This is a genomic window from Leptotrichia massiliensis (assembly GCF_900104625.1).
Classification (GTDB): Bacteria; Fusobacteriota; Fusobacteriia; order Fusobacteriales; family Leptotrichiaceae; genus Leptotrichia; species Leptotrichia massiliensis.
On record NZ_FNVZ01000005.1, the window covers coordinates 749711 to 774661 of the forward strand.

Annotated in this window: 32 protein-coding genes; 25 read left to right on the forward strand and 7 right to left on the reverse strand. The window is 32.1% G+C overall.

Going from position 1 to position 24951, the window contains the following annotated elements:
• The first annotated feature begins 2 nt into the window (after positions 1-2).
• Genes BQ5344_RS07650 through BQ5344_RS07680 form a run of 7 tightly spaced genes read left to right on the forward strand, consistent with a single transcriptional unit; the run spans position 3 to position 3964 of the window.
• Positions 3-332, forward strand: a complete 330-nt coding sequence (locus tag BQ5344_RS07650) for a hypothetical protein (protein WP_071124832.1) — start codon at positions 3-5, stop codon at positions 330-332.
• On the forward strand, positions 333-875 hold the full coding sequence (locus tag BQ5344_RS07655; protein WP_071124833.1) for a hypothetical protein: 543 nt from the start codon (positions 333-335) through the stop codon (positions 873-875).
• A complete protein-coding gene (locus BQ5344_RS07660) occupies positions 875-1348 on the forward strand; it encodes a hypothetical protein (RefSeq protein ID WP_071124834.1) in 474 nt (157 codons plus the stop codon). The genes BQ5344_RS07655 and BQ5344_RS07660 overlap by 1 nt, the downstream gene beginning before the upstream one ends.
• Before the next feature lie 8 nt (positions 1349-1356).
• Positions 1357-1599: a hypothetical protein gene (locus BQ5344_RS07665; RefSeq protein ID WP_071124835.1), complete on the forward strand. Its 243-nt coding sequence runs from the start codon at positions 1357-1359 to the stop codon at positions 1597-1599.
• Positions 1589-3037 (forward strand): phage tail sheath protein, encoded by a 1449-nt coding sequence (locus BQ5344_RS07670; RefSeq protein ID WP_071124836.1) that lies wholly within the window; start codon positions 1589-1591, stop codon positions 3035-3037. The genes BQ5344_RS07665 and BQ5344_RS07670 overlap by 11 nt, the downstream gene beginning before the upstream one ends.
• 11 nt (positions 3038-3048) lie before the next feature.
• Positions 3049-3576 (forward strand): phage major tail tube protein, encoded by a 528-nt coding sequence (locus BQ5344_RS07675; protein WP_071124837.1) that lies wholly within the window; start codon positions 3049-3051, stop codon positions 3574-3576.
• A 19-nt stretch (positions 3577-3595) separates the two neighbouring features.
• Positions 3596-3964 carry a hypothetical protein gene (locus tag BQ5344_RS07680; RefSeq protein WP_071124838.1) on the forward strand — a complete coding sequence of 123 codons (369 nt, stop codon included), beginning with the start codon at positions 3596-3598 and terminating at the stop codon, positions 3962-3964.
• Positions 3965-4163: 199 nt separating this feature from the next.
• Here the strand turns inward: BQ5344_RS07680 and BQ5344_RS07685 are convergent, their stop codons facing one another.
• Positions 4164-4385 carry a hypothetical protein gene (locus BQ5344_RS07685; protein ID WP_071124839.1) on the reverse strand — a complete coding sequence of 74 codons (222 nt, stop codon included), beginning with the start codon at positions 4383-4385 and terminating at the stop codon, positions 4164-4166.
• A gap of 80 nt (positions 4386-4465) precedes the next feature.
• On the opposite strand from BQ5344_RS07685, the gene BQ5344_RS07690 reads away from it, so the two are divergent.
• The 18 genes from BQ5344_RS07690 to dusA all read left to right on the forward strand — a co-directional run bounded on the left by BQ5344_RS07690 (position 4466) and on the right by dusA (position 19437).
• On the forward strand, positions 4466-7450 hold the full coding sequence (locus tag BQ5344_RS07690) for a phage tail tape measure protein (RefSeq protein WP_071124840.1): 2985 nt from the start codon (positions 4466-4468) through the stop codon (positions 7448-7450).
• Complete coding sequence (locus tag BQ5344_RS07695) at positions 7450-7674, forward strand: tail protein X (RefSeq protein ID WP_071124841.1); 225 nt, start codon at positions 7450-7452, stop codon at positions 7672-7674. Before BQ5344_RS07690 ends, BQ5344_RS07695 begins: the two co-directional genes overlap by 1 nt.
• A gap of 2 nt (positions 7675-7676) precedes the next feature.
• Positions 7677-8531 (forward strand): phage late control D family protein, encoded by an 855-nt coding sequence (locus BQ5344_RS07700; protein WP_071124842.1) that lies wholly within the window; start codon positions 7677-7679, stop codon positions 8529-8531.
• 9 nt (positions 8532-8540) lie between these two features.
• On the forward strand, positions 8541-9089 hold the full coding sequence (locus BQ5344_RS07705) for a hypothetical protein (RefSeq protein WP_071124843.1): 549 nt from the start codon (positions 8541-8543) through the stop codon (positions 9087-9089).
• Positions 9090-9626: 537 nt separating this feature from the next.
• The gene (locus BQ5344_RS07710) at positions 9627-10094 is read left to right on the forward strand and encodes a phage baseplate protein (RefSeq protein WP_235846133.1); all 468 of its coding nucleotides are present in this window, start codon (positions 9627-9629) and stop codon (positions 10092-10094) included.
• A complete protein-coding gene (locus tag BQ5344_RS07715) occupies positions 10094-10885 on the forward strand; it encodes a phage tail protein (RefSeq protein ID WP_071124845.1) in 792 nt (263 codons plus the stop codon). Before BQ5344_RS07710 ends, BQ5344_RS07715 begins: the two co-directional genes overlap by 1 nt.
• Positions 10885-11199: a hypothetical protein gene (locus BQ5344_RS07720; RefSeq protein ID WP_071124846.1), complete on the forward strand. Its 315-nt coding sequence runs from the start codon at positions 10885-10887 to the stop codon at positions 11197-11199. Before BQ5344_RS07715 ends, BQ5344_RS07720 begins: the two co-directional genes overlap by 1 nt.
• On the forward strand, positions 11192-12304 hold the full coding sequence (locus BQ5344_RS07725; protein ID WP_071124847.1) for a baseplate assembly protein: 1113 nt from the start codon (positions 11192-11194) through the stop codon (positions 12302-12304). Before BQ5344_RS07720 ends, BQ5344_RS07725 begins: the two co-directional genes overlap by 8 nt.
• Positions 12301-12942, forward strand: coding sequence for a phage tail protein I (locus tag BQ5344_RS07730; RefSeq protein ID WP_071124848.1), 642 nt, complete (start codon positions 12301-12303; stop codon positions 12940-12942). The genes BQ5344_RS07725 and BQ5344_RS07730 overlap by 4 nt, the downstream gene beginning before the upstream one ends.
• A gap of 9 nt (positions 12943-12951) precedes the next feature.
• Positions 12952-13977, forward strand: a complete 1026-nt coding sequence (locus tag BQ5344_RS07735; RefSeq protein ID WP_071124849.1) for a phage tail-collar fiber domain-containing protein — start codon at positions 12952-12954, stop codon at positions 13975-13977.
• Between the two features lie 9 nt (positions 13978-13986).
• Complete coding sequence (locus BQ5344_RS07740) at positions 13987-14778, forward strand: hypothetical protein (protein WP_071124850.1); 792 nt, start codon at positions 13987-13989, stop codon at positions 14776-14778.
• Positions 14779-14787: 9 nt separating this feature from the next.
• Positions 14788-15273: a cytoplasmic protein gene (locus tag BQ5344_RS07745; RefSeq protein WP_071124851.1), complete on the forward strand. Its 486-nt coding sequence runs from the start codon at positions 14788-14790 to the stop codon at positions 15271-15273.
• Positions 15274-15275: 2 nt separating this feature from the next.
• Positions 15276-16265 (forward strand): glycosyl hydrolase 108 family protein, encoded by a 990-nt coding sequence (locus BQ5344_RS07750; RefSeq protein WP_071124852.1) that lies wholly within the window; start codon positions 15276-15278, stop codon positions 16263-16265.
• A 149-nt stretch (positions 16266-16414) separates the two neighbouring features.
• On the forward strand, positions 16415-16732 hold the full coding sequence (locus tag BQ5344_RS07755) for a hypothetical protein (RefSeq protein WP_071124853.1): 318 nt from the start codon (positions 16415-16417) through the stop codon (positions 16730-16732).
• Between the two features lie 12 nt (positions 16733-16744).
• Positions 16745-17116, forward strand: a complete 372-nt coding sequence (locus BQ5344_RS07760) for a hypothetical protein (RefSeq protein ID WP_071124854.1) — start codon at positions 16745-16747, stop codon at positions 17114-17116.
• Positions 17085-17417, forward strand: a complete 333-nt coding sequence (locus BQ5344_RS07765) for a hypothetical protein (RefSeq protein ID WP_235846134.1) — start codon at positions 17085-17087, stop codon at positions 17415-17417. Before BQ5344_RS07760 ends, BQ5344_RS07765 begins: the two co-directional genes overlap by 32 nt.
• A gap of 206 nt (positions 17418-17623) precedes the next feature.
• Positions 17624-18418 (forward strand): M48 family metallopeptidase, encoded by a 795-nt coding sequence (locus BQ5344_RS07770; protein ID WP_071124856.1) that lies wholly within the window; start codon positions 17624-17626, stop codon positions 18416-18418.
• 20 nt (positions 18419-18438) lie between these two features.
• Positions 18439-19437 (forward strand): tRNA dihydrouridine(20/20a) synthase DusA, encoded by a 999-nt coding sequence (gene dusA / locus BQ5344_RS07775; protein ID WP_071124857.1) that lies wholly within the window; start codon positions 18439-18441, stop codon positions 19435-19437.
• Positions 19438-19592: 155 nt separating this feature from the next.
• Here the strand turns inward: dusA and trpA are convergent, their stop codons facing one another.
• The 6 genes from trpA to BQ5344_RS07805 all read right to left on the reverse strand — a co-directional run bounded on the left by trpA (position 19593) and on the right by BQ5344_RS07805 (position 24840).
• A complete protein-coding gene (trpA, locus tag BQ5344_RS07780; protein ID WP_071124858.1) occupies positions 19593-20366 on the reverse strand; it encodes a tryptophan synthase subunit alpha in 774 nt (257 codons plus the stop codon).
• Positions 20359-21606: a tryptophan synthase subunit beta gene (gene trpB, locus BQ5344_RS07785; protein ID WP_071124859.1), complete on the reverse strand. Its 1248-nt coding sequence runs from the start codon at positions 21604-21606 to the stop codon at positions 20359-20361. Before trpB ends, trpA begins: the two co-directional genes overlap by 8 nt.
• 37 nt (positions 21607-21643) lie before the next feature.
• Entirely contained in the window at positions 21644-22354 is a 711-nt protein-coding gene (locus tag BQ5344_RS07790; protein ID WP_071125513.1) for a phosphoribosylanthranilate isomerase, read from the reverse strand.
• Positions 22355-22470: 116 nt separating this feature from the next.
• Positions 22471-23196 (reverse strand): indole-3-glycerol phosphate synthase TrpC, encoded by a 726-nt coding sequence (gene trpC / locus BQ5344_RS07795; protein WP_071124860.1) that lies wholly within the window; start codon positions 23194-23196, stop codon positions 22471-22473.
• A gap of 16 nt (positions 23197-23212) precedes the next feature.
• Complete coding sequence (locus BQ5344_RS07800; protein ID WP_071124861.1) at positions 23213-23575, reverse strand: hypothetical protein; 363 nt, start codon at positions 23573-23575, stop codon at positions 23213-23215.
• A 53-nt stretch (positions 23576-23628) separates the two neighbouring features.
• Positions 23629-24840 (reverse strand): ATP-binding protein, encoded by a 1212-nt coding sequence (locus BQ5344_RS07805; RefSeq protein WP_071124862.1) that lies wholly within the window; start codon positions 24838-24840, stop codon positions 23629-23631.
• Positions 24841-24951: the final 111 nt, after the last annotated feature.

The window sequence follows — 24951 nt, forward strand, 5'->3', positions numbered from 1 at the left end:
CTATGAATTTTAAAGAAATGGTTGCCAATGATATTGGAAATGTATTTTTGAATATTGATGAATTTGGTACAACACACACTTTTAATGGACGTGAAATTAAATGTGTGATTGATGAGGAAAAATTTCAGAATAAACAGAAAAATGGACTTATTACACAGGAAGAAGGAACTTTTCAGGAAGGATTTACAGTCTTTGTTGGAGAAAAGGATTTAAGAATTAAGCCACATCCTGGGGAAATGATGACATTGGATGGAGAAACTTATGAAGTTATGCTAAGTAAATTTGATATGGGAATACATGAGATAGATTTGGTGAAATATGAGGAGGTCTAAATGTTTGATATAAAATTAGATCCGCATCAACTAGAAAAAGTAAAAAGTGCATTGAGTCAATTTCCTGATAAATTTCCAAAAGCTGTGGCATTTGCAGTAAATCGTTCTCTTGCAATGACGAAAACGGAGCAAATGAGAAGAACTACTGCAATGTATACTGTTGCAAGAGGAAAATTGGCAGAATCAATAAACGTATTTAATGCCAATCCAGGAAACTTGGTTGGAAAAATAAATTCAAAAGGGGGAATGATTGGGTTAGATCATTTCAAATTAAATCCAAAAACAAGAAGAAAAACAATGGTTTCAGCAGTAGTCAAAAAAGGAGAAGGTGGAGATTTACCAAACGCCTTTATCGCTTATTCTGATGGAAGATTGGGGGCATTTACAAGAGAAACAGGAAAATCTTTGCCAATAAAACGTAGAATGGGACCATCTGCTCCTCAAATGCTTGGAGAATTAAGTATCCTTGATTATTTACAAGGATTTATGGAAGAGAAATTTAATATAAGAATAGATCACGAACTTGGAAGGATATTGGAATAATGATTCATACAGAAAAGAAGATTTATGAGTTTCTTAAAAAGATAATGGAAGAAAAAGGATTTAATGTTTATAGAGGTTTCTTACCTTCGAACAGTTTTGAAGATAGGGAGAATGGGAAAAAGACGAATGATTATTTTCCGTTTGTTATTTTAAGAGCATTAGAATTCAGACAAGATAGAGCTGGTGTTGACTATTATAATGCTTTTTCTGATTTTGAAATTTGGGTTGGGACAAAAGAGGAAAAGGAAGAGGATTATCTAAAAAATTTAGAAATGGCTAGATATATAGCTGGAAAACTTCTTGAAGAAACAACAAGGGTTAAAAATAATATCGGAAATGCAGAGTTTGTATTGGAACAGAATAAAGAAATCAAGGTTGCTTTTTATAGTGATCAGGCTAATCCATATTTTTATTCTAGGTTAAAATTTACAGCTTATGCAGAACCTATTGTGTCAGAATATACAAATTTATAGGAGGAAAAATGGAAACAGAAACAAGATATGTTTATATAGGCAAGAATATTGATTTGCCTGATGTGAGACTTAACAAGAGCGGGATATATTTTGGAGAAGAAATTGAAGAAATAAGAAAAAAATATCCTTTACTTGAAAAATTGCTTATTAAAGCAGATGATTTACCTTTTGCAGAAAAGAATGAAATCTTGCTTGAGCAACTAACAGATGAACTTTTAGAAAGTGTGAAAGGAGAAAATGATGGCGTATAAACACGGAACGTATCAGACAGAGGCGGCAAGTGATATAAATTTGCCTGTTACGCTCGATTATGGGCATTTTATCGTGGGAATGGCACCAATTCATAAGGTTAAAAAGGGAAAAAGGAAAACTAATGAAGTTGTGAGAATTGGAACGTTAAGAGAAGCCCTTGAATACTTTGGAGATACTTATGATTTAGACTTCAGTATTTCTCAGGCAGTAAAAGTATTTTTTGAGCTTTATGCAGTAGCACCTTTGTTTGTCGTAAATATCTTAGATTTGGATAAACACAAGTCTGATAACAAAAAAACAGCACAGGGGCTGGAAATGAAAAGCGGGAAAGTGCTTGTGAAAAACCACAAAATTATAACAGACACTCTTGTTATAAAAGATAATTCGACAAGTTCTGAAATATCGGATGCAAGATATTTATGGACAGAAGAAGGACTGGAAATTTATGCAACTGCACCAAATAATAATAAAATTGATATTGAATATTATGAAGTGGATTTAACAAAAGTGAAAAAAGAAGAAGCAATTGGTGGATATAACATTAACACAATGCAGAGAACTGGGCTTGATTTGGTTGATGAAGTGTATTTGAAATTTTCAGAACTTCCAGCATTCATTGATGTTCCAGATTTTTCAAACGACAGTGCAGTAGCGGCTGTAATGGCAACAAAAGCTAAAAATATAAATTCAGGAATGTTTGAGGCAGTAGCTTTGATAAATGCACCCGCGGATAAAAGATATGATGAAATCGTATCTTGGAAAGACAGTGAAAATATATTGTCAGAAGATCAGGTAATTTTATACGGTTACCCGAAACTATCAGGAAATGTGTATTTTCACTCTATCCACTATGGAGCGTTATCATTAAAAGTGGATTCAGAAAACGACAACATTCCATCGCAAGCACCTTCAAACCATGCTTATAAGATAGATGCCTTAGCATATAAAAATTCAAGTGGAAATTTTGAAGAAATAATGCTAGATAAGGAACAACAAGCGAACTTTTTGAATAAAAACGGAGCTGTAACGGCAATAAACTTTAAAGGGTGGCGTTGCTGGGGAACTGAAACAGCAAAGAATCCTCTAGCAACAGATCCGAAAGACAAATTTGGCTATACTCGTAGAATGTTCAAGTATATAGGAAATGAATTAGTAATTAGTTATTTCAATAGCATAGATAAGAGATTTACACTTAAATTGGCTGAAACTATTACAAAATCTATGAACATAAGGTTAAATGGACTTGTTGCGGCTAATCATTTCCTTGCTGCAGAGGCTGTATTATCAGAAGAAGATAATAATTTAACAAATGTAATAAATGGAGATGTTACTTGGATTATAAAACTTGGAATTGCTCCAGGGTTAAAATCCATGACATTTAAGAAAAAATACGACGTGGATGCTTTACAGGCGTTTGCAAATAATTTAGGAAGTTAGGAGGTTAAAAAATGGGAAAAGCAAATATACCAGTAGCGTTAAACGATGTTGAAATATTTATCAATGGTCAAAATAACCTGGTAGGAATCGGTGAAGTGGAGCTGCCTAATTTGGAAACGGCAACTGTAAGTTTAAATCAAATTGGAATGGTGTCAGAATACGATGCTGTGCTTACAGGGCACTATAAAAAGCTGGAAGCAAAAATAAAAATGGAATGCATTGATGAAACTCTTTTGAATTTTAATAACGAAGGAGAGTTAATGATTGAATGTAAAGGTGTAATTCAAAAAATGAATAAAATAACGCACGCACCAACTTACATAGGAATAGATGTAACTTTTAAAGGGATGCTTAAAAAGTTTGACGGACCAAAATTAAAACCAGGAAATAAACTTGAAGCATCGCTTGATTTATCATTAAGTTATTATAAAGTGATGATAGATGGTAAAGAAATAGCACTTCTTGATGTATTTAATAGAATTAGTAATATAAATGGAGAAACTAATGGAAAAATCAGAAGACTGTTAGGATTGATGTAAAAATTTAGGAGGATATAAAATGGCAGAAGTAATTAAATTAAGAAGAGAATATAAATTTGGAGCAAAAAATGTTAAGGAAATTGTATTAGATTTAGAAGAGTTATCAGGGCAAGATTTAGTTTTTGCAGAGAAAGAATATAAGGCAAGGAATAAAGGGGCAACAGTAAAGGAGCTTGAAGATGGCTGGGCTTTAACGGTTGCATCAAAAGCTAGCGGAATCAAATATGGCGACTTGCTTGGGCTTAAAGGGACTGATTATATAAAAGTTTTGAATAAAACTAAGGGTTTTTTGAACACAGGCTTGGGTTCAGCAGACGATACAGAGAACTTCGTGATAGAGGAAACGGAAGTACAAGAGGAAGAAATGAAGAAAGAAGACCAGAAATAATACAGCTGCTTGATACAGTAACTGATATTCTTGAAGCATTGAATTTTTCAAATGAATATAAAAGCAGTTTAAATATGAGCTATGAGACACTAATGTCTTGTAGCCTGTATGAACTGGAATATTGGCAGACAAGAGCAGAGGAACTGATACAGGAAGCAGAAATGAGGTATGAGGAAAGCAAGGAATAAAAAAATGGAGACTATTTGCCTCCAAAAATATAAACTGCTGATATTATAACAGTAATTATCATTGCTATTATGATAAAAATACCAAATGTTCCTAGAGAAAGACACAAAAGTATCATAAAAAATAGGAATATTCCCCAAAATAAGATTGGAAAAATATTTAAAAATAATGCAGGGAGAGTTCCCAAAAATGCAAAAATTATATAAAGAATATTATCTTTTTTATTATTTTTCATAAAATCACCTAATTTAAAATTTATTTTCATTAGGATTATACATTGAAAAGTGTAAAAAAGCAACAGGAAAGGAGGAATTTATGGCTAAAAATATGGAACTGAATATAGTTATGAGTGCGGCTGTAGCAGGAGCATTGACTGGAATGGCACAGGTTGCAAATGCTATGAAAGGTACGGCAAAAAGTGCAGAAGAATTAAGCAAAAAGGCTAAGGAATTGGAAAAGGCTCAAAGAGCTTTGGAAAAAGTCGAAAAATTAAAAAGTGCTTATGTAAATGTAAGCAAGGAATATCTTAATGCCGCAAGAAAACTTCACGAACTCAAAGAAGCATACAACAAGACAGGGCAAAGTAATACTGAACTTGCAAAAAAAATAAAAGAGCAAGAAAAAGTTGTAAACAGTTTAAACAAACAAAAAGAACGTCAAAAACATGTGTTTGAAGCTGCAAGAAGTGCAATTGAAGGTGAAAATCAAAGTTTAGGAAGTTATAAATCTCAATTAACCAAAGTAAATTCTGAACTTGAAAAGATGAATAAACTGAAAGAAGCTCAAAAAAGATACCAAGCTCGACAGGAAAACATTGGGAAAGTTAAAGAATTTGGTGACAGAACTTTTAATAGAGGAATAGCAACAGCTGGAGCATTGGCAGTACCTATGAAAGTTTATATGGATGTAGAGGAAAGTCAGGCGGATTTGCGAAAAATGTTAGGCGATGAAGCAAAAAAATATTATGCAGACATTAGAAAAATTTCGGAAAATTCACCATTATCTCAACCAGAACTATATGAAATTGCTGGCTCTTTAGCACAGTCAGGAATAGTAGGAGATCAAATTGTTGAATACACAAATAAAGCTCAACAACTAAAGGTTGCATTCGATATGTCTACACAGGCTTCTGGAGAATTTTTGGCTAAAACAAAAGAGCAGTTAGGACTTACAAAGGAACAAGTTTTTGCATTTGCTGACACGATAAACTATATGGCTGATAATACAGCTTCAAGTGCGGCTCAATTAGTTGATTTCTCAAATAGAGTTGGTGGTGTTGCCAAAACTATGGGAATAGCAAAAGAAGCTAACATTGCTTTTGGAGCAACACTAATATCAATGGGAAAACAGCCTGAAGTAGCGGCAACAGGAATAAAACAACTGTATTTAGAACTTGGAAAAGGGGCAGATACTAAAAGAAAGGCAAGTGCTTTTGAGTTTTTAGGACTTAACGGAGACCAAATTGCACAAGATATGGCAAAAGATGCTGAAGGAACAATTCTAAAAGTTTTAGAAAAAATAAAAGGGTTAAATACTGCTGATAAAGCAGGAGTCTTGAACGATTTATTCGGAGAGCAGGCAATAGACAGTATTGCAACATTATCAAATCAAACTGATAAATTAAGAGAAAATTTGGTAAAAGCGAAATCAGAAATGGCTAATGGTGCGGTTGAAAAAGAATATAAAAATAGAATGGATACTTTAGCAAACAGCTTGAAATTAGCTAAAAATCAAATGATGAATGCTTTAGCTGATTTAGGATTAGCTCTAGCACCTACTATAAAAAGTGCAGTGGAAGCCTTAACACCAATGATAAAGAAAGTTGCTGAATGGATAAGACAAAATCCAAAACTAGCATCAGGAATTATGAAGGCAGTAGCCAGTTTTGCTTTGTTATCGCTGGGAGTTGGTGGAGCTATAAAAGTATTTTCTCCTTTGTTCAGCACTATATCCAAAGGAATCTTGATATTCGATAAATTTAAAATCGCCGGAAATTTTGCCGGTGGACTTAAAACAGCATTTCCAATTATTAATAAATTAGGACCAGCAATGATGAAATTAGGACCATTACTATCCAATCCTTATGTTTTGGCAGGAGCAGTCATTGTAGGCGTGTTTGTATTGTTGTATGCTAAATGGAAATGGTTTAGAGATGGTGTCAATAATGGAATAAAACAGATAGCCCCACATTTTAAAGCTGTAGCAGATACTTTAAAAAATGCCTTTGGTCAATTATCTTCATCAGCAACAAAAGAGTTAGGAAAAATGAAACCGTTATTTGATTCTTTAAAACCTGTTTTATCTGTAATAGGCAATGTTATAAAATTTGTTATTATCGGTGCTTTAATGGAAATGAATGTGCGTATAAAAGTGCTCGTTGCAATTTTTAAAGTCGCATTTACTGCCATAAGAGTAGTTGTGGTGGTTGTGTTTAATGTTATAAAAACGATAATAATAGGAGCAGTTGCAGTAATAAAAGGAATTGTGATGACACTTGTTGTAGTCTTTAAAGCAGTTTGGACAGCAATTAAAGTTGTTGCTGTTGTTGTATGGGCTGCAATTTGTGTTGTTATTATAACTGCAGTTACAGTAATCAAAGCAATATTTCGACCTTTCGCCCCATTTTTTAAAGCAATTTGGAACAAAATTAAAGCAGCGGCAATAGCTGTATGGAATGCTATAAAAAGTAAAGCAATGGCTTTATGGGGAGGTTTAAAATCAGGATTTGAAGGTGTTAAATCTTCTTTTTCGACCAAGTGGAATGAAATAAAAACAAAGGCAACGGAAGTTTGGAATGGAGTAAAAAGTGCTTTCGATACTATGGCTGGAGGATTAAAAAAAGCAATTGACGGAGTGGCAGATTATTTTAAAAAAGCTTGGGACGGGATTAAAAATTTTGCTGCAAATAATCCAATATCAGCAGGTATAGGAGGGCTTTTTGGACAAAAATGGACAGGAACAAATTATTTTGAAGGTGGACTTACAACAGTAGCAGAACGTGGGGCAGAATTAATTCAGATACCAGGCAAACCAGCCTTTCTAGCTGAAAGTGAAATGCTTTTGAATCTTCCGAAAGGTACGAGAATACTTAATAATTCTCAAACTAGAAGCACTTTGAGGGATAAAGTGGCTAATTTAAAAGACAGAGTAAGCAATTTAAAAGGTGGTAATTCTTATGGCGGAAACAATTATTCAATCGTTATAAATGTAAATGGTGGAAATCCATCGGAAGTTGAAAGAATTGTAAGGAAAGTAATAGCAGGAGATATAAACAAAAGAGAAAGGACGGCATTTGGATAATGGCAAAGGTAAAAGTGTATAGAACAGTTTCAGGCGACACTTGGGACTTAATATCCTACAAAGTTTACGGAAGTGAAGGGTACTTCCATGATTTGATAAGAAGCAATTTAAGATTAATTGACATTGCCATTTTCGATGCCAACATTCCTATTATTATTCCTGAAATCACTGATGAAGAAAATGATAACGATGAGCGTTTGCCGCCTTGGAAAAGAGGTGAATAGAAGTGGCTTTTGCTAGGAATATAAGAGTAATTGTTATTTTTAATAAAGTTGATATTTCTGATGAGATAGCCCATTCTATTTCATCTCTAAACTATACCGACAACTCTAAGAATGCAATAGACGACTTGGAGCTGGAACTGGAAAATTTAGATTATCGTTGGCTGAAAGAGTGGTATCCTGATGAGAATGCTCAATTACTTGTTGGCATTCACGAAGAAAAGGAAAATGAAACTAATTTTTTGGATTTGGGAACTTTTTATGTGGATGAGCCGACATTTGAAAATAATAGGCTTAATCTGAAATGCTTGGCTTTGCCTTTAGACCAGAATATTAGAGACCAAAAGAATAGTGTTGCTTGGGAAAGGATAACCTTGAAAGAACTCGTTACACAGATTGCAAATAAGCATGAAATGAATGCAGAAATATATGCAGATAACGAATTTTTTGAAAGACTTGACCAAAATCAAGAAACAGATTTGGCTTTTATTAATAGAGTTGTCAAGGAAACAGGACTGAATATGAAAGTGTCTGATGACAAGATAATCATTTTCGATGACGAAGAAATGGAAAAAAATGAGACTATTGACATTTTTAATGTTAGGGATGAAAGAATCAGAAGTTTTACCTTGAAAAAGAAAAACAAGGGAATTTATGACAAGGTTGAAGTTTCCTATTATGATCCCGACAGGAAAAAGGTTGTCAGGGAAATTATCACGAAACAGGAGCTTGAAAAACGTAATCAAGTTACAACTGAAAGCTCAGAAGAAAAATCATCAGAAAATAAAAAACCAAAGAACAGTAGCAAATCTTCTAAAAATAAGAAGTCCAGTAAAAAGGTTAAATCCAAGAAAAAATAAGAGGTAAAAATGAGTTATGCGTCTTTTAAAAAGGAAAAAAGTAAAAAATCAGGAAGTAAAAATTCCTCCAAAAAAGGAAAAACAGTTAAGGAATCGAAAGAGAAGTTAAAAAATAAAGCCGAAGGTAAAAAGGGCAGAAGTAAAAAAGAAAAAACTTTAAAAGTTAAGACAAAAGGGAAAAGCACAGCCAAGAAAGTAGCCAAAAAAACATTAAAAGAGAATATGAAACAGGAATATCAGATAACTTTAAATGTTGATGGAAATACTAAATACTTGGCTGGAGCAATAATAGAACTAGATGAGAGTTGGGGAAAGTTTGAAGGTAAATATGTAATAGATAAAGTAACGCATAATGTAACTGGCGACTACGCCTGTGAAATCAATGCTATGAAACTTGGGGCAAGAGAAAATGCTGAACAAAATGCGATTGCCCAGACTAAAGAGGAACAACGGCAAAAAGAAGCAGAAAAACAGGCTAAATCTAAAGGCAGAAAAGGTAGAAGCAGTAAGAGTTCTAGCAAGAAAAGAGGACGAAAAGCCAGAAATAAGAAGAAGTAAATTATTTATAGGACAATTACAACTAAATATAATAACTGTGATGATACATTGACAAATTCCAAGAGGTGCAATATAATAGTTCTGTAGAGAACGGAAAGGAGGATATAAGGTAATGAACATAATCGAAAAAATTCATCTACTTGCCAGTATCTGTACAATATTACAATTTGTATATATGATATACAAAGAGTATAAAGACGGAAACGACAAGAAGAAATAACCAACAACGAGGCTATGGTTGCCAAACCCTCTAGCCTTTTCTCTACACTTAAATTAAAAAATAGAAAGAGGTAGCTATTATGTATGAAAAAATACAACTGGTATTATCAATAACGATAATAATTTTATTCTGCACTTTCTGGACTATAAAATTTATAAAATGGAAAAAAAGCAAAAAAAAATAAGCCCAACAACGAGGGCTTGAACATAATCGAATTTTATTTGATTATATTATAGCATATTTTGGAAAAAAGTCAATATAAAAACTATTATCACAGTTATTAATTTAGCTGTGATTTTTTTGTTACAAAAAAAGTGATGAGGCAGGTGGTTAAATTGATTGAAACATTAAAAGCAGGAGAAGTGAGTGCGATAGATTCAAAAACTGGAAAAGTAAGAGTTCTGTTAAAAGGCGACGACGATAAAACAACGGATTGGCTTAATGTGTTAGTTTCTTATTCTGAAAGCCACAGTGATAATTATACACTTGGACTAGGGCAAACTGTTTATTGTTTATTTTTCTCGGAAATGCCTGAACAGGGAGTAGTGCTTGGCTGTCCTATGCGAGGTGCTTCTAGTAGTGAAAGTGAAGTAAAAAGGACCTTTTCTGATGGAGGTAGTTGGACTTATGATGATAATACATTGACTTTGAATGTCGGAAAAGTTGTAATTAATGGAGATTTAGAAGTGAGTGGAACTACAAAAACTGGTGGAAGTATTAATCTTAATACACATAAACATAGTGGTATCATGATTGGCGGCGATAAGACAGGAGGACCTGAATAATGATAGGAAGTCTCGGAGATGTAATATTTGAAGTATCCGACAAAAAAGTATTTTCAATCAATAATCAGATAAATAGATCATATAAATCTAAAATTTCTGAACACAACCCAATATATGGTCCTGGTATGTTAAGACATCAAGGCAGAGAATTAACGGAAATAACTTTTGGAATTACATTGATTTCTTCATTATTACAAGAAACAACACCATCGGAACAGCTTGATAAAATAAAGACTATGTGGGAGTTCGGAGAGTATGGTTATTTAACATTAGGAGGACAGACATTTGGAGCTTTTCCGTTTTTGATAATAGATATGAGTGAAAAGAATTCTTATTTCAACAAAGAAACTTCCGAATTTGATTATATAAATTTAGACTTGACGTTAAAGGAATATATAGATGATCCTAAAAAATATAATCAGATAATAGAACAATTAAAAGCTCAAAAGAAAGAGCAGGAAGAGCTTGTTGAAGTAGAAGCTGCGAATGTTGAAATCGAGCAGAAAACAAAATTACAGGAATTTGCGGAAAAAGTAAAAAATAAAGTAGACAGCACGCTTGAAAAAGTAGATAAAGCTATTCAAATCGCAGAAAACAAGAAAAACGAAATATTGAGCCAGCTTGAAAAAATCAAAAAAGATGCCAAAATTGATGAACTGATGAATTTAGTAAGGGCTGGAATGATTACAGCAGATAAAGTTAATGAAATGATTGATTATGCTAAAAATTTTTCTGAAACCGACAGACAGATCTTGTTAAATTTTTTAAGAAATCAGATTGGAGGTAAATAGTGATACATGTTTCATCTAATCAGGAAATAAATTATTCTCCCAAAAATTATATTGAGGAAGTTGTAACAAATGTTGGAATGCTTTTAAGAGTTTGTAAGGAAGAACAGCCACTTAACCGTGATTTCAGTTTTGATAGTGATTTGATTGATAAAAATATAAACGTTGTGGAAAATAAAATAATGTCTCAGTTGCTTGAGATGTTCAGGAAATATGAGCCGAGGGCAATTTTAAAAACCACAGAAATAAAAATGATAGATAAACACAATAATGATTTTGATATTGAACTGGGAATTGAGGTGATAAATATTGGATGATTTTGAGGAATATGAAGCAATAGATAGCGATGCTTGGGAAATAAAAAGAGATATGATTAATAAATTTAAGGAACTTAGCGGAAGGAGTTTGACAGAAGCAAGCCCTGAAACATTAATTTTCAGCACAGTAGCGTATCAGCTAGCTTTGTTAGAAGAGAAATATAATGATGATATAAAACAGAATTATTTGAGATATGCCAGAAATGAAAGGCTTGACCTGAAAGGAGAAATCTATGGGAACAGAGGAAAAAGACTTGTAGAACAACCAGCAATAGCAACATTTAGATTTTATATATCTAGTGTTCAAGCAACTGACATAGTTATTCCGAAAGGCTCAAGAATACGTTACAATGAACTTTATTTTGAAACAAATGAGGAATACAAAATATTGAAAGGAAATCTGTCAATAGACGGAAAAGCTACATGTAATAAAGTAGGAACAATTGGAAATGGTATTCCAGTTGGACAAATTAAAGATATGGTGGATATATTTCCAAATTATCAGAAGGTTGAAAACATTACAGAAAGTAATTCAGGAACAAATGAAGAAGCGGACGAAAATTACAGGGAAAGAATAAGAGAAATTCCTGAATCTTTCACAACAGCTGGAAGTTCAGGAGCTTATATATTTTGGACTAAAACTGCAAGTACTAACATTATTGATGTCAAAGTTCATTCTCCTAGTGCTACTAATGTAGATGTGTACATTTGGACAGATACCGGTACAGTGAGTCAGGAGCTTAAGGAAAAAGTAAAGGCAGTACTTAATGAAGAAAATGTAAGACCGCTAACTGATAATGTAAATATAAAGGAACCAAATAAAATCAACTATTCTATAGATTTTGATTATTATATTGATAAGGATAACGAAACACTTGTAAATATTATAAAATCCAATGTTGATAAAACTATTCAGGAATTTATTAGTTGGCAGAAAGAAAAGATAGGCAAGGATATTAATCCAGACGAACTGATTAAAAGATTAAAAATTGCTGGAGTAAAAAGAGTGGTACTAAGAAGCCCTGTATTCCAAAAATTGAATTTTAACCAGGTTGGAATAAATAACGATATAACAAGCAACTATCAAGGAGTTGAAGAGTTATGATAACTGTACAAGATTTAAAATTAACTGACATTGCCGCAAAATCGACTCTTACAGATAAAACAACAAAATGGATATACGAATCAATAGATTATGCAATAAAACAACAGAAAAACAGAATAATAAGTAAATTTTTTCTTGATATTGATAAATTAAGTGAAACGGAAATTGATTATTTATTGTGGGAATATCACGTAGATTATGTTGGAGAAAATGCCAGTCTTGAAAGCAAGAGAGAATTGGTAAAAATAGCAGTAATAGCCCATTTTAACAAAGGAACACTTGGAAGTGTAAAGGCTATTTGTAAAATTCTTTTTGGAAATGCAGAAATAAAAGAATGGTTTGAGTATGGTGGTCGACCAGGATATTTTAAAATATCTACTTTGGGAGAACTTAAAGATGAAAAAGATTATTTGAAAGTTCTTGATGTTGTAAACGAATACAAGAACGAACGTAGCTGGCTGGAAGCGTTGACGTTTGAAAGAAGCTCAAATTTGGGTAAATATGTAGGAATTTTTTCTGAAAAACAAGTGATTAATATTCTGAATGAAAGAGATTTTGAACTTCCTTGGATGGAGCAAAAATTGAATCAAGGAATTGTAAATGTAGTAGTAAAAGAAAATAATTTAGGAATAAGATAGGAGGAGGAAATGGCTAATTATATTGGATGGGAAATAACAAACAAAGGGAGAGAGCTTATAGCAAGAGCCGTAAATAACGAAACCAAAATAAATGTTACAAAATTTAAAATTGGAGCAGGATACAATACAGGAAATGATAGAGAATTAACAGATTTGATTGACAAGAGAAATGAATTTCCGATAAATTCTTATGAGAGAAAAGCCAACGGAAACGTGGAATTTACATTTGTCGTTTCTAACAAAACTGGAAGTGGAGCAAGTGTTATAGCAAACTCTTATAAAATTTCTGAAATGGGAATATACGCCCAAGATGATTCAGGAACAGAGATTTTGTATGCATACAATAAAGGGACAGACGGCGACTATATTCCGGTTTACAATGGGAAAAATGCAATTGATATTATTGAAAAATGTATCATTGTAATAGATCAGGCTGCAACTATAAATGTAACGATAGACAATTCGCTAACATATTTAACAAGAGAGTCAGCAGACAGAAAATATTTGGAAATACAGGCATTGGCGAAAATAATAGGTCTAGAGTTTGGAGGGAATATTCAAGACACAGGAAATAAAGTTAAAGGGAAATTTTACTTTGATAGCGTGACTAAATTTTATTACGAATGTATCGCGGACACAAATTTAACGTACAACGAAAGTTCTAAATTTAGAGCTATAAGTAATAAGCCACTTTCGGATAAAGTGGAAAATTTATCCAAAGTTCAGCAAGCTAAGTTGTACGTTCATTCTGAAGCAACAGGACAAGGTAGAACAACTTGTAACATCGTTCAAAAAGTTGGAAACGTAGTGACTATCATATTTGATAGTGGAGATACTTTGAGATACACAAACGATAATACAGTAATCTTCAGTATTCCTGAAGGCTATAGACCGAAATCCTTTTTGTCTGTGAACGCTTCACAATTTAATGGAACTGCTGGGACAATATATATACAACCGGATGGAACTGCTAAATGGAGAGGTTCGACAGTGTCTACAGCAAGTATAATATTTTCAGTTAGCTATATTATATAGGAGGTAAAAATGATAATAAATATATACGATAAAAACACATTGGAAATAATTGGAAGACCTGTTGTTTCAGGATTAGAAGATTTTAAAAAAGAGCCGAATTTATTTTTTCCAGACTGGGATTCGGAAAATCATATTTTTTCAGAAATTGAATACCAAAATCCAGTTTTAGAAAAAGGGAAATTAAGAGAGTCAACAAAAGAGGAACTTTACAAGGCTGGAAAATATACTTTAGCTGAAAATGAACTGATAGAAAACGGAAAAATCAAGACAGTTGAGTTATCTGAATTTGAGTACATTGAAGACAATCAAGTCAAGTATAAGAAGGAAGAGAAGATTGAAAAATTAAAACAGGAGCTTTATGAACTGAGAATTGAAAGGGAGAAAAAACCTTTTGAGTTTGAAGTGAAAGGAACAAAGTATTTACAACATAACAGGACGATAGACCAAAGTAATATAACCAAAATATTATTCAGTTTAGTTTTAAAATTCATTCTTGGATTAATGGGCAAAATAGCCAAAGGTGGAAAACTGGACTTCACTCAAGTAATGAGTGATTTAATGAGTACAGAGTACAGCAACTGGAAGTTCTATACCGAGGACGGATCCGAAAAGTATGTGAATGTTTCGGTGCAGAAGTTCATAGAGATGTCGGAAATAATGAGAAAACACACGACTACTTCAATGGTTGCCGAGACAACTCTATCACATAGTTTAGAAAGTAAAACAGTTGAGGAGCTGAAAACGTTTAATTCTGAAGTTGAATATAACAAATTATTTGAAAGCGAAATAAAGCAAAGTTAGGAGATTTTTATGAAACTTGAACAGGATAAGCTATATATATGTTTCCACAAGCCCAAGAGACTGATAGGGCATTTAATAGCATTGTGGACGCTAGGTAAATACTCTCACTGTGAATTTATTTACAATGGTCAAATTTTTTTATCTAATCCTGGAGGAGTTAGGACAAGGAAATTTGAGTATCAGAAAAATATGGAAATTTATGAGCTTGATAAAAATATCGATCCCAAAGATGTGATTGAATTTTTTAGAACAGCTCAAGGTAAGGGCTATGATTATTTAGGAATTTTAGGACAATTTTTCTATGCTGATAAGGTGCAGGATGATAATAGGTATTTTTGCAGTGAATTTTGTCTCAATGCAATAGATTACGCTTTGCAGTTCACATTGACCTATAAAGGTAAATCATTAAAGGATAGGGTTGGCTATCAGTTCAGCCCTGCAAAATTATACAAATATTTAAAAAATATGGAATTATTAGGAAGAAAGGTGGAATAAAAATGAACAGATTTGAAAAGATTTTTGACTATCTACTAAAAGTTGAGGGCGGATATTCAAATGATAAGAATGACAAGGGAGGAGAAACAAAATACGGAATCATTGAAGAAGAAGCAAGAGACTTTGGATATAAGGGAGATATGCAAGATTTAACAATAGATTTTCCAAAAAATATATATCTGAAAAAATATTACTTAGGAAACAAGCTGGATAAAGTTGTAAATGATAAAGTGGCACTATCTATATGCGACTGGGCTGTAAATAGCGGCAGAAATGGAACAAAAAACGTACAGGTAGCATTGAATCAGATTAACGGAAGTGATTTGGTTGTGGACGGAATAATCGGAAACAAAACATTGGAAGCATTAAATTCAGTAGATCCTGAAAAATTTTTGGAAGTTTATCATAACTTACAAAGAATCTATTACAAAGGAAAAGTTGAAGCTGACAGAACTCAAGAAAAGTTTTTGACAGGTTGGTTAAACAGAGTTCAGAGAAAGGAGGAGTATTTGAAAGATTGGGATAAGGAAAGTACAGCAACAGATAACAAAAAATATTCTTTTGCCCAATCAAGTCTGGATAAAATGAAAAAAGTACATCCAAAACTTGTCGAAGTAATGAAAGCTGCAATTGAAAACAGTCCGTATGATTTTAGAATTACGAGTGGAGCAAGAACAACAGAAGAACAAAAAGCATTATTTGCGTTAGGAAGGACTAAACCAGGGAAAATCGTAACATATACCAATGGTGTTACTTCAAAATCAAACCATCAAATCAAGTCTGATGGATTTGGGCATGCTGTTGACATATTCCCTTGTGGAGTTATCGAGAACGGTGTGTACAGAAAATTTACATCTGAAGAAGGGTATGATGAAAAGAAATTGAAATTGATTGCAAATCACATCTTGGAAGTAGCAAAATCCAAAAATGTAAATATTGAATGGGGTGGAAACTGGAAAATGAAAGATACGCCACACTTTGAACTGAAGTAATGTGAAAATGGCTTTGATATAAGCCTAATACAAGCGTTAAAAATAATTTTGGTATAAATTGGTTAGCTAGCAAGGTAAAATTGATTATAGAATCTTCTAGTTAGCTTAAAATTGATATTAATTAAAATAAGAAAAGGGAGAGATAAAAAATGGATAAACAGTTACAAGTAATTTTAATAGGGATGTTGGTAGATTTCACTAGAAAAGAAGTACTAGAGAAGGAAATAATCTTTGGAGCTAAAAAAGGAATAGAAAAATTGGAAGCTGTTAAAAACAACTTTTTTGGAAAGTTTAAGGAATTTGTAAAAAAAGCACAAGAGATAAACAACCCATACATTCCTGATGATATTGAGAGATTCACTGAGGATTTATTATTAAAAGGTGCTGAAGCACTTGAAAAAACTGTAAATGTGGATGAAATAATACACAAAATACTTGGAGAAGAAAAAACAGCAATAGGAATATAAGGAGCATAATCAATGATAGAGGATTTAAAGGTAATAATAGACAATCACGGACTTTTCCTCATACTTTTCTTTTCAGGAGTGCTGTTTGGTGTAGTTGCACAGAAAATGATAGACAACCAGCCAGTGAAACCATATATAAAAAGGATAGCCGTTGCTGGAATGACAATGGCTATCGCCTTATCGCTTAACAAGGTTGTAGGACATTTCAATGCTGGCTTCCTATACCCTTGGAGTCCTGTTTTAGGATTTTTTGGAGAGGCTTTATTGGAAACAGTAAACCAGAAAAGATATGGTATCAGTACAGGATTTTTAGAACTTCTGCTGGAAAAGCTCGGTTTTGTCAAGAAGAGAGATGGTAAAGATGAAAATGTATCACAGAAGTAGAAAATTTTTAATAGTAATACTAGGAATAATCTTTTTAAGTTCGGTATCAACGTTAAAATTAAGAGGCTATCAAAGAAAAAACAATTTAACAACCATAAGAAACGAGCTGAAAGGAAAAACTTCTGAAAGAATATTCGAGGATATAGAAGAGAAATCCAAAAGAGAGGACTTGTGGCTTTTGATAGGCACAAACGCAGTTGCTTTAATGTTGATAGTTGGATTCGACAGGTTCGGAGTATTTGAAGAAAGTGATGAAACTATAAAGGAAAATAAGAAAAAACTTGTAAAATTATTTTTGTAAATTGTACCGTATGTAACAAGTACGTAACAAAAAGAATAAGTACTGTAAAAAATAACTAGCGTTTAAATCGCTTTTTATGCGGTATTAACAGAACTTACAAATTTTAAAACAATTATAAGAAAATTAATATTGAAAATTTTAAGAAAAAATTGTAAAATTATATAAAGAATATTAATTTATAAAATAAAAAAGAGAGAGGATTAATAATGAAAAAGTATTCAAAAATATTATTTTTAATAACAGCCTTAGGAATGATTGCTAGTTGTACAGTAGCACCGCTTACTGGGAGAAGGCAGCTTAAACTTGTGAGTGATGAAAGTGTAGCCTCAAGTTCGGTTTCAGCTTATAGACAACTTATACAGCAGGCAAATGCAAAGGGATTGCTTGCAAATAATACAGCAGATGGACAAAGATTAAGAACAATTGGTAGTAGAATTTCATCAGCAGTAGAACGATATTTAAATGAAAATGGAATGTCGAACAAAGTTTCAAACTTACAATGGGAATTTAATTTGATAAAAACAAATGAGGTAAATGCGTTTGCTATGCCAGGTGGGAAAATTGCTTTTTATACTGGAATATTACCAGTTTTAAATACTGATGCTGGAATTGCATTTGTAATGGGGCATGAAATTGGGCATGTTATTGGAGGGCACCATGCTGAATCTTCAAGCAACAAAGCTCTTGCTGGAATTGCTGCTACTGTGACAGATGCAGTGACAGGTGGAAGTGGAGTATCTTCGCTTGTTTCTGGTGGACTTTCTATTACCCTTTTAAAATTTAATAGAACTCAGGAATATGAAGCAGATAAATACGGAATGATATTTATGGCAATGGCTGGATATAATCCGTCTGAAGCGATTACAGCTCTTGAGAGAATGGATTCGCTAGGAACAGGAAAAGGAGCAGAAATCCTTTCTACACATCCATCTGGAAAAAATAGAATTGAGGCTGCTAGAAAATTTTTACCTGAAGCAATGAAATATTACAAGGCAAGATAAATTGAAATAATAAAAAATGTATGAAAGGAAATGTAGTGGAAAATAAGATAAGCATAGCTCCGATGGTGGATAGGACGGATAAGAATTTTAGAAATTTTGTGAGAATGATAAATAAGGATGTTTTGCTGTATACTGAAATGATAACTGCACAAGCAATTTTAAATGGAGATTTAGATTATATTTTGGGGTTTAATGAAGTTGAGCATCCTATTGTTTTGCAAATTGCAGCAACTAATCCAAAAGAGGCATATGAAGCCATAAAAATTGCTGAAAAATATAATTATGATGAAATAAATCTAAATGTTGGTTGTCCGTCTGACAGAGTTTCTGGAAATATGATGGGGGCTTATCTTATGGGATTTCCAGAAGAAGTTGCAGATATTGTTAGAGCAATGAAAGATGCAACAAGTAAGCCAATTTCGATAAAGCATAGAATTGGGATTGATGGGAAAAATATACTGCCTGAGAGCTTTGAGCGTACACTGCTTGACAAATACGAAGATATGATGAATTTTATTAATATCACTAGAAGAGCTGGTGTAAACAAATATATAATTCATGCAAGAATAGCGATATTGGCAGGACTTGATCCAAAACAAAACAGAACTATTCCACCGCTTAGATATGATGAAGTTTACCGTGTAAAAAATGAAAATCCAGATTTACATATAGAAATTAATGGGGGAATAAAAACAATCGAAGAAATTGACAATCATTTAAAATATGTGGATTCCGTAATGTTAGGGCGTGAAGTTTATGACAATCCTATGATTTTAACTGAATTTGGAAAATATTATGGAAAAGAAATAAATATTACTCGTAAAGAAATTATTGAAAAAATGATTTATTATGTTGAAAATATGGAAAAACAATCTCTTCGACCACATTTGTTTCTAATGCATTCTCATGGATTATTTCACAACGTACGTGGTAGTAAGGCTTGGAAAAGAGCTATTAATGAGCCAAAAGCGAATTCTGATACATTAAGAGAACTGTTGAAGGGAATAGAAAATTTTTAACAAAATAGAAATTAACATAATTTGCTTTTTATTTATATTTCATATAAAGGAGCACGTCTCATAAGGTAAGAAAAATTTAAAATCATAAATTTTATATTTAATTTAATAACAAAAAAATTTTCACTTATGAGACCTCTTTTTAAGTTTAATAATAGCTACTCAAACAACTCATTAATTTTCTGAATCAAATAATTCACATCATTTTTTTCTAAAAATTCAACAATACTCGTTCCCACAATCACTCCATCCGCATATTTTCTCATCGTATTCACATTATCATTATTTTTTATTCCAAATCCTAATGAAACTGGCAAGTTTGAAACTTCTCTAATTTCATTAATAAAAGATTCTAAACGTGGCAAATCAACTTGTTTTGAACCTGTAACTCCAAGAGAACCGATTGCATAAATGAAGCCGTCACCTTGAGAAATAATTTTTTTCATTCTGCTTCCAGAAGTAACGCTTACAAGAGGGATAAGAGCGATATTGTTTTCTCTTAGTTTTTCCGACATTTCAAAGGCTTCTTCGTAAGGCAAGTCTGGAATGATTATACCTTTAATGTTAGCTTCACAGCATTTTTTGATAAATTCGTCAATTCCATAAGCAAATATTAAGTTGTAGTAAATTAAGAAAATTAAAGGTTTTGAAATATCGTTTTTTATTTCTGTTAGTAAATCAAATACGGTGTCGGTAGTAACTCCAGCTTCTGAAGCGAGAAATGAAGCATGTGAAATCAATTTTCCATCAGCTATGGGATCAGAGTAGGGAATACCGACTTCTAGCATATCAAGAGCCGTGTTATCTAAATTTTTTAAAAATTGTTTTGTAAAATCAACGCTTGGGTATCCTGCGACAATATAACCAATGTTTACTTTTTCTTTTTCTCTAAAAATATCAATAATTTTCTTATCTAATCTTTTTTCACTCATTTTCCAAACCTCCATTTAACTCATAAATTCCATTTTTTCCGCCAGTTTCCTTATCTTTTAACACAGAAAAAACAGTGTGCATATCTTTATCTCCACGTCCAGAAACGTTTACGACGATAGTTTCTCTTTTGTCTTTAGAAAGCGTAGGACATAATTTTTCAAGATAGGCTAACGCATGGGAACTCTCAATTGCTGGAATAATTCCTTCTTTTTTTGTAACAAGCATTAACGCCTTCATTGCTTCATCATCAGTAATCGGTGCGTAAGTTGCTCTTTTTGTATCAAATAGATGTGAATGTTCGGGACCTACTCCTGGATAGTCAAGTCCAGCGGAAATTGAGTGAACTGGACTTATTTGTCCATATTTGTTTTGAAGAACATAAGTTTTCATTCCATGAATAATTCCAGGTTTTCCAAGTGTCAATGTGGCAGCGTGCATATCTGTGTCAATTCCATATCCTCCAGCTTCGACCCCGTAAAGTTTTGTTGAGCTGTCTTCTAAAAATGCACTAAAAATACCAATAGCATTACTTCCTCCACCAACACAGGCAATCACATGATCAGCATGTTTTCCAAGTTCCTCCAGCTGTGCTTTTGCTTCGTAACCGATAATTGACTGAAAATCACGCACAATAGTCGGATATGGATGAGGCCCTACAACAGAACCGATTACATAAAACACAGTTTCTATCTCAGCAACCCAAGACTGAATAGCCGCAGTTGTCGCTTCCTTCAAAGTTTTAAGCCCGTCTTCAATAGAAATAACTCTCGCACCCAAAAGCTCCATTCTAAAAACATTTAATTTTTGCCGTTCAATGTCAACAGCCCCCATGTAAACATCACATTCTAAACCTAATAGAGCGGCCGCAGTAGCAGTAGCAACTCCGTGCTGTCCAGCTCCAGTTTCAGCAATCACTTTTTTCTTTCCCATTTTTTTAGCAAGCAAAACCTGTCCAAGCGCATTATTAATTTTATGAGCACCAGTATGGTTCAAGTCTTCTCTTTTCAAGTAAATATCGTGGTTATAATGTTCGCTCAAATTTTTGGCATAATAGAGCGGAGTCTCACGCCCAACATAATTTTTTAGCAAATTATCAAATTCTTCAAAAAATTCCTTGTCATTCTTTAGTTTTTCATATTCGGTTTCCAGTTCCGATAAAGCAAACATCGCAGTTTCAGGTACAAATTGTCCACCAAATTGCCCAAAATATGCCTTTTCATTAAAATGTTTATTTCCCATATTTTTTTCCTTTCATATCAATCTTTTTAAATTATTATTATTTCTTTTTTACCAAATTTACAACATTTTCAACTAATTCCTTACTTTTTCTATTATTAACTTCAACTTTGCTGTTTATATCCAAAATGGCAGGCTTGTAGTCAAGCGCTTTTTGAATATTCTCAATCGACAGCCCTCCAGCTAACACAAACGAATATTCTTCCAATTCTTTTAAAATATTCCAATCAAAGACAATTCCATTTCCACCACGATTTACTCCTTTTGCGTCAAATAGAGGATATTCAATATATGGCTTGTAGTCAGTAATATTCGGAAGTTCATCAGTCACGCCAAAAACTTTCCAAAGCCTTGTTTTAGCAGGGAAGTTTTTACGTTTTCTAAAACAATTTTTTTCGTACAATTTTTCTAATTTTTGAGTAAGTTCCATACAATATTCCACTGACTCATCTCCATGCAGCTGAACGACATCAATATCTGTTTCTTCCACAATTTTTATAATATTCTCAATCATAGCATTCACAAACACTCCAACAGTTCTTTTCCCATGTCTATGTGCAATCCGTGTAATTTTAGCCGCAAGTTCACTATCCACTTGCCTTTGACTTTCTGCAAAAATACATCCGAAATAGTCAATATCCAAAGTTTTCAATTCATTAATTTCAGTAATGCTCCTAATTCCACAAACTTTTAATTTGGTAGTATTTTCTACAAGATTGTCAGTTGCTACATTATTTTCTTTTTTCTCCAATTTTTTTCCTTCCATAAATTTAAAGTTATTTTTCTAAGACCAGTTTAACAACCTAAGTTTTTTATTTTCCCAAGAATCTTTGACCCCTTGTTTCAGAATATTTATTTTATCAAATTCTAAAGAAGCCCTTTCATAAGTGCCTCTCCGATTAGCAGTCCATCCACATTCAATTTTTCTGCATACTTCACATCTTCTTTTGACAAAAATCCACTTTCACTTACAATAGTCAAATTTTTCAAAACATCGCTTGGAATTTCATTTATCAGTTTTTCCGTAGTTTTAATATCAACTTCAAAAGTATTCAAATTTCGGTTATTTATCCCCAAAATCTCCAAATTCGGAATCTTCAAAGCTCTTTTTATTTCCTCTTCATCATGAGTTTCTACTAAAACATCCATTTCCAAATCTTGTGCCAGCTTATGAAGTTCCAAAAGCGTCTTATCATCCAGCATTCTCACAATCAGTAAAATCGCTGAAGCTCCTAAAAATTTAGCATGCGCCACCTGAAACGGAGTATAAATAAAATCCTTCCTCAAAATTGGCATTTCTGGAAATTTTTTCCGAACAATTTTTATAAAATCATTCTCCCCTTTAAAATATTCCTTTTCCGTCAATATCGAAAAAGCCGCAATCCCTTTATCTACATAACTTTGTGCCTGTTTTAACAAATCAAAATCATCTTTCGCAATTTTTCCCTTCGATGGAGAAGCCCTCTTAATTTCCCCAATAATCTGAATTCCCTTTTGATTAAGTGCCTTTTTTAAGGATGGCTGTTCAAAAGACTTTAATTCGTCTTCAAGCTGTATATCTCTTTTTATTTTTATTTTTTCTAAAATATCCATATTTCTCCTTTCGATTTTAAATGTATGGTAATGCATTCAAAACATCATTTATCATTAAGCCAACATAGATACTGAATATTGTTATATTTACTAGAAAAATTACTAATTTGAATCTATTTTTTGATTTTTTCTTTTTTTCTTCATCTTCAATTTTATTTATTTTTTTTAATTTCATTGAACTTAAATACATTAGTATTATTTTAAGCAAAAGATAAATTAGAGGAATATTTTGAAAAATATTACCAAATAAATTATTTAAAAGATAGATTAATAATATAGTAAACCCAAATGGAACAAAACAGATAAATATAGCTAACAATACCATTTCAGGTACTATAAAATATCTTAAACACTGTTCCCTATATAAAGTTTTTATCATATTCGCACCATTCTTTCCAAAAATTTTAATTTATAGATATTTTCAGTTTCTTTTTAGTTTTTCAATAAAAAATCAATAATATTCAAATGTTTTATCCCGTTTCTTGACATATCAAATCTGTCCATAGAAATTACATATTTTGGATAATTATCATTAATTTTTTCAAATGGTAAAAATTCCCTTTTTATAGTGTCTTCAGATGCAAGTAAATATGCTACCTGAATATAAATTTTCTCATTATTTATTTTTGTACAGACAAAATCTATTTCTAAATTATTCAATTTTCCGATTTTTATGTTATAGCCTTTTCGCAATAATTCCATATATACAATATTTTCAAAAATTTGATTTATATCTCTTTCGTTTGTTTCCAAAATTGCTTCTCTTATTCCATGGTCTGCAATATAATATTTTTCACTCACATTTAGAACTTCTTTACCTTGTATTTCGTAACGAGGGACTTTGTGAATCAAAAATGCGTTTTCACAGGCTTTTATGTAATTTAGCACAGTATCTACTGCAACTTTTCTATTTTCGCTTTTAAAATATTTTGAAATTGAATTTGCAGAAAATGTATTCCCAATGTTCATTACAATGTAATTGATGATTCGCTCTAATAATTCAGTATTTCTTATATTGTTTCTTTGAGTAATATCTTTTAATATTATTGATGAATATATATCTTTTAAATATTGCATGCTTGATTCCACTTCATAATTCAAATTATGTAAAAATGGCATTCCACCTAGTTTGACAAACTTTTCAAACATTTCTTCTTTTGAAATATTTTGATTTATATTTTGGTATATTGAACAAAACTCTTTAAATGAAAAAGGATAAATTTCAACTTCAACATATCTTCCTGCAAGGTAAGTTGCAAGTTCTCCTGATAATAGTTTAGCGTTGGAACCTGTTATATAAATATCAAATTGCTTATCTTCTGTTCTTAATGAATTTATACACTTTTCCCATTCTTTTACTTCCTGAATTTCATCCAAAAATAAATAGCATTTTTCTTGAATATTTTCTGCTTTTTCCAATATATATTCATTCAATGTATCCGCATAGCAAAGATGTCTATTTCTTAAATTTTCAAAATTGATATAAATAAATTGATTTTCGTCAATACCATTTTTTTTCAATTCTTTCATAATCAATTTTAACATTACAGATTTACCGCTTCTCCTAATTCCAGTCAAAACTTTAATAATATCTTTATCTATAAAGGGTTTAATTTTTTCAAAATAAATTTTTCTTTCTATCATAAAATCACCTCTATAAATATTTTATCATACTTACAACTAATAAAAAAGATATTTTTCAAATTTTTATCAGTTACAATCTATAAAAAAACACAAATTAGTAATTTTATTAAT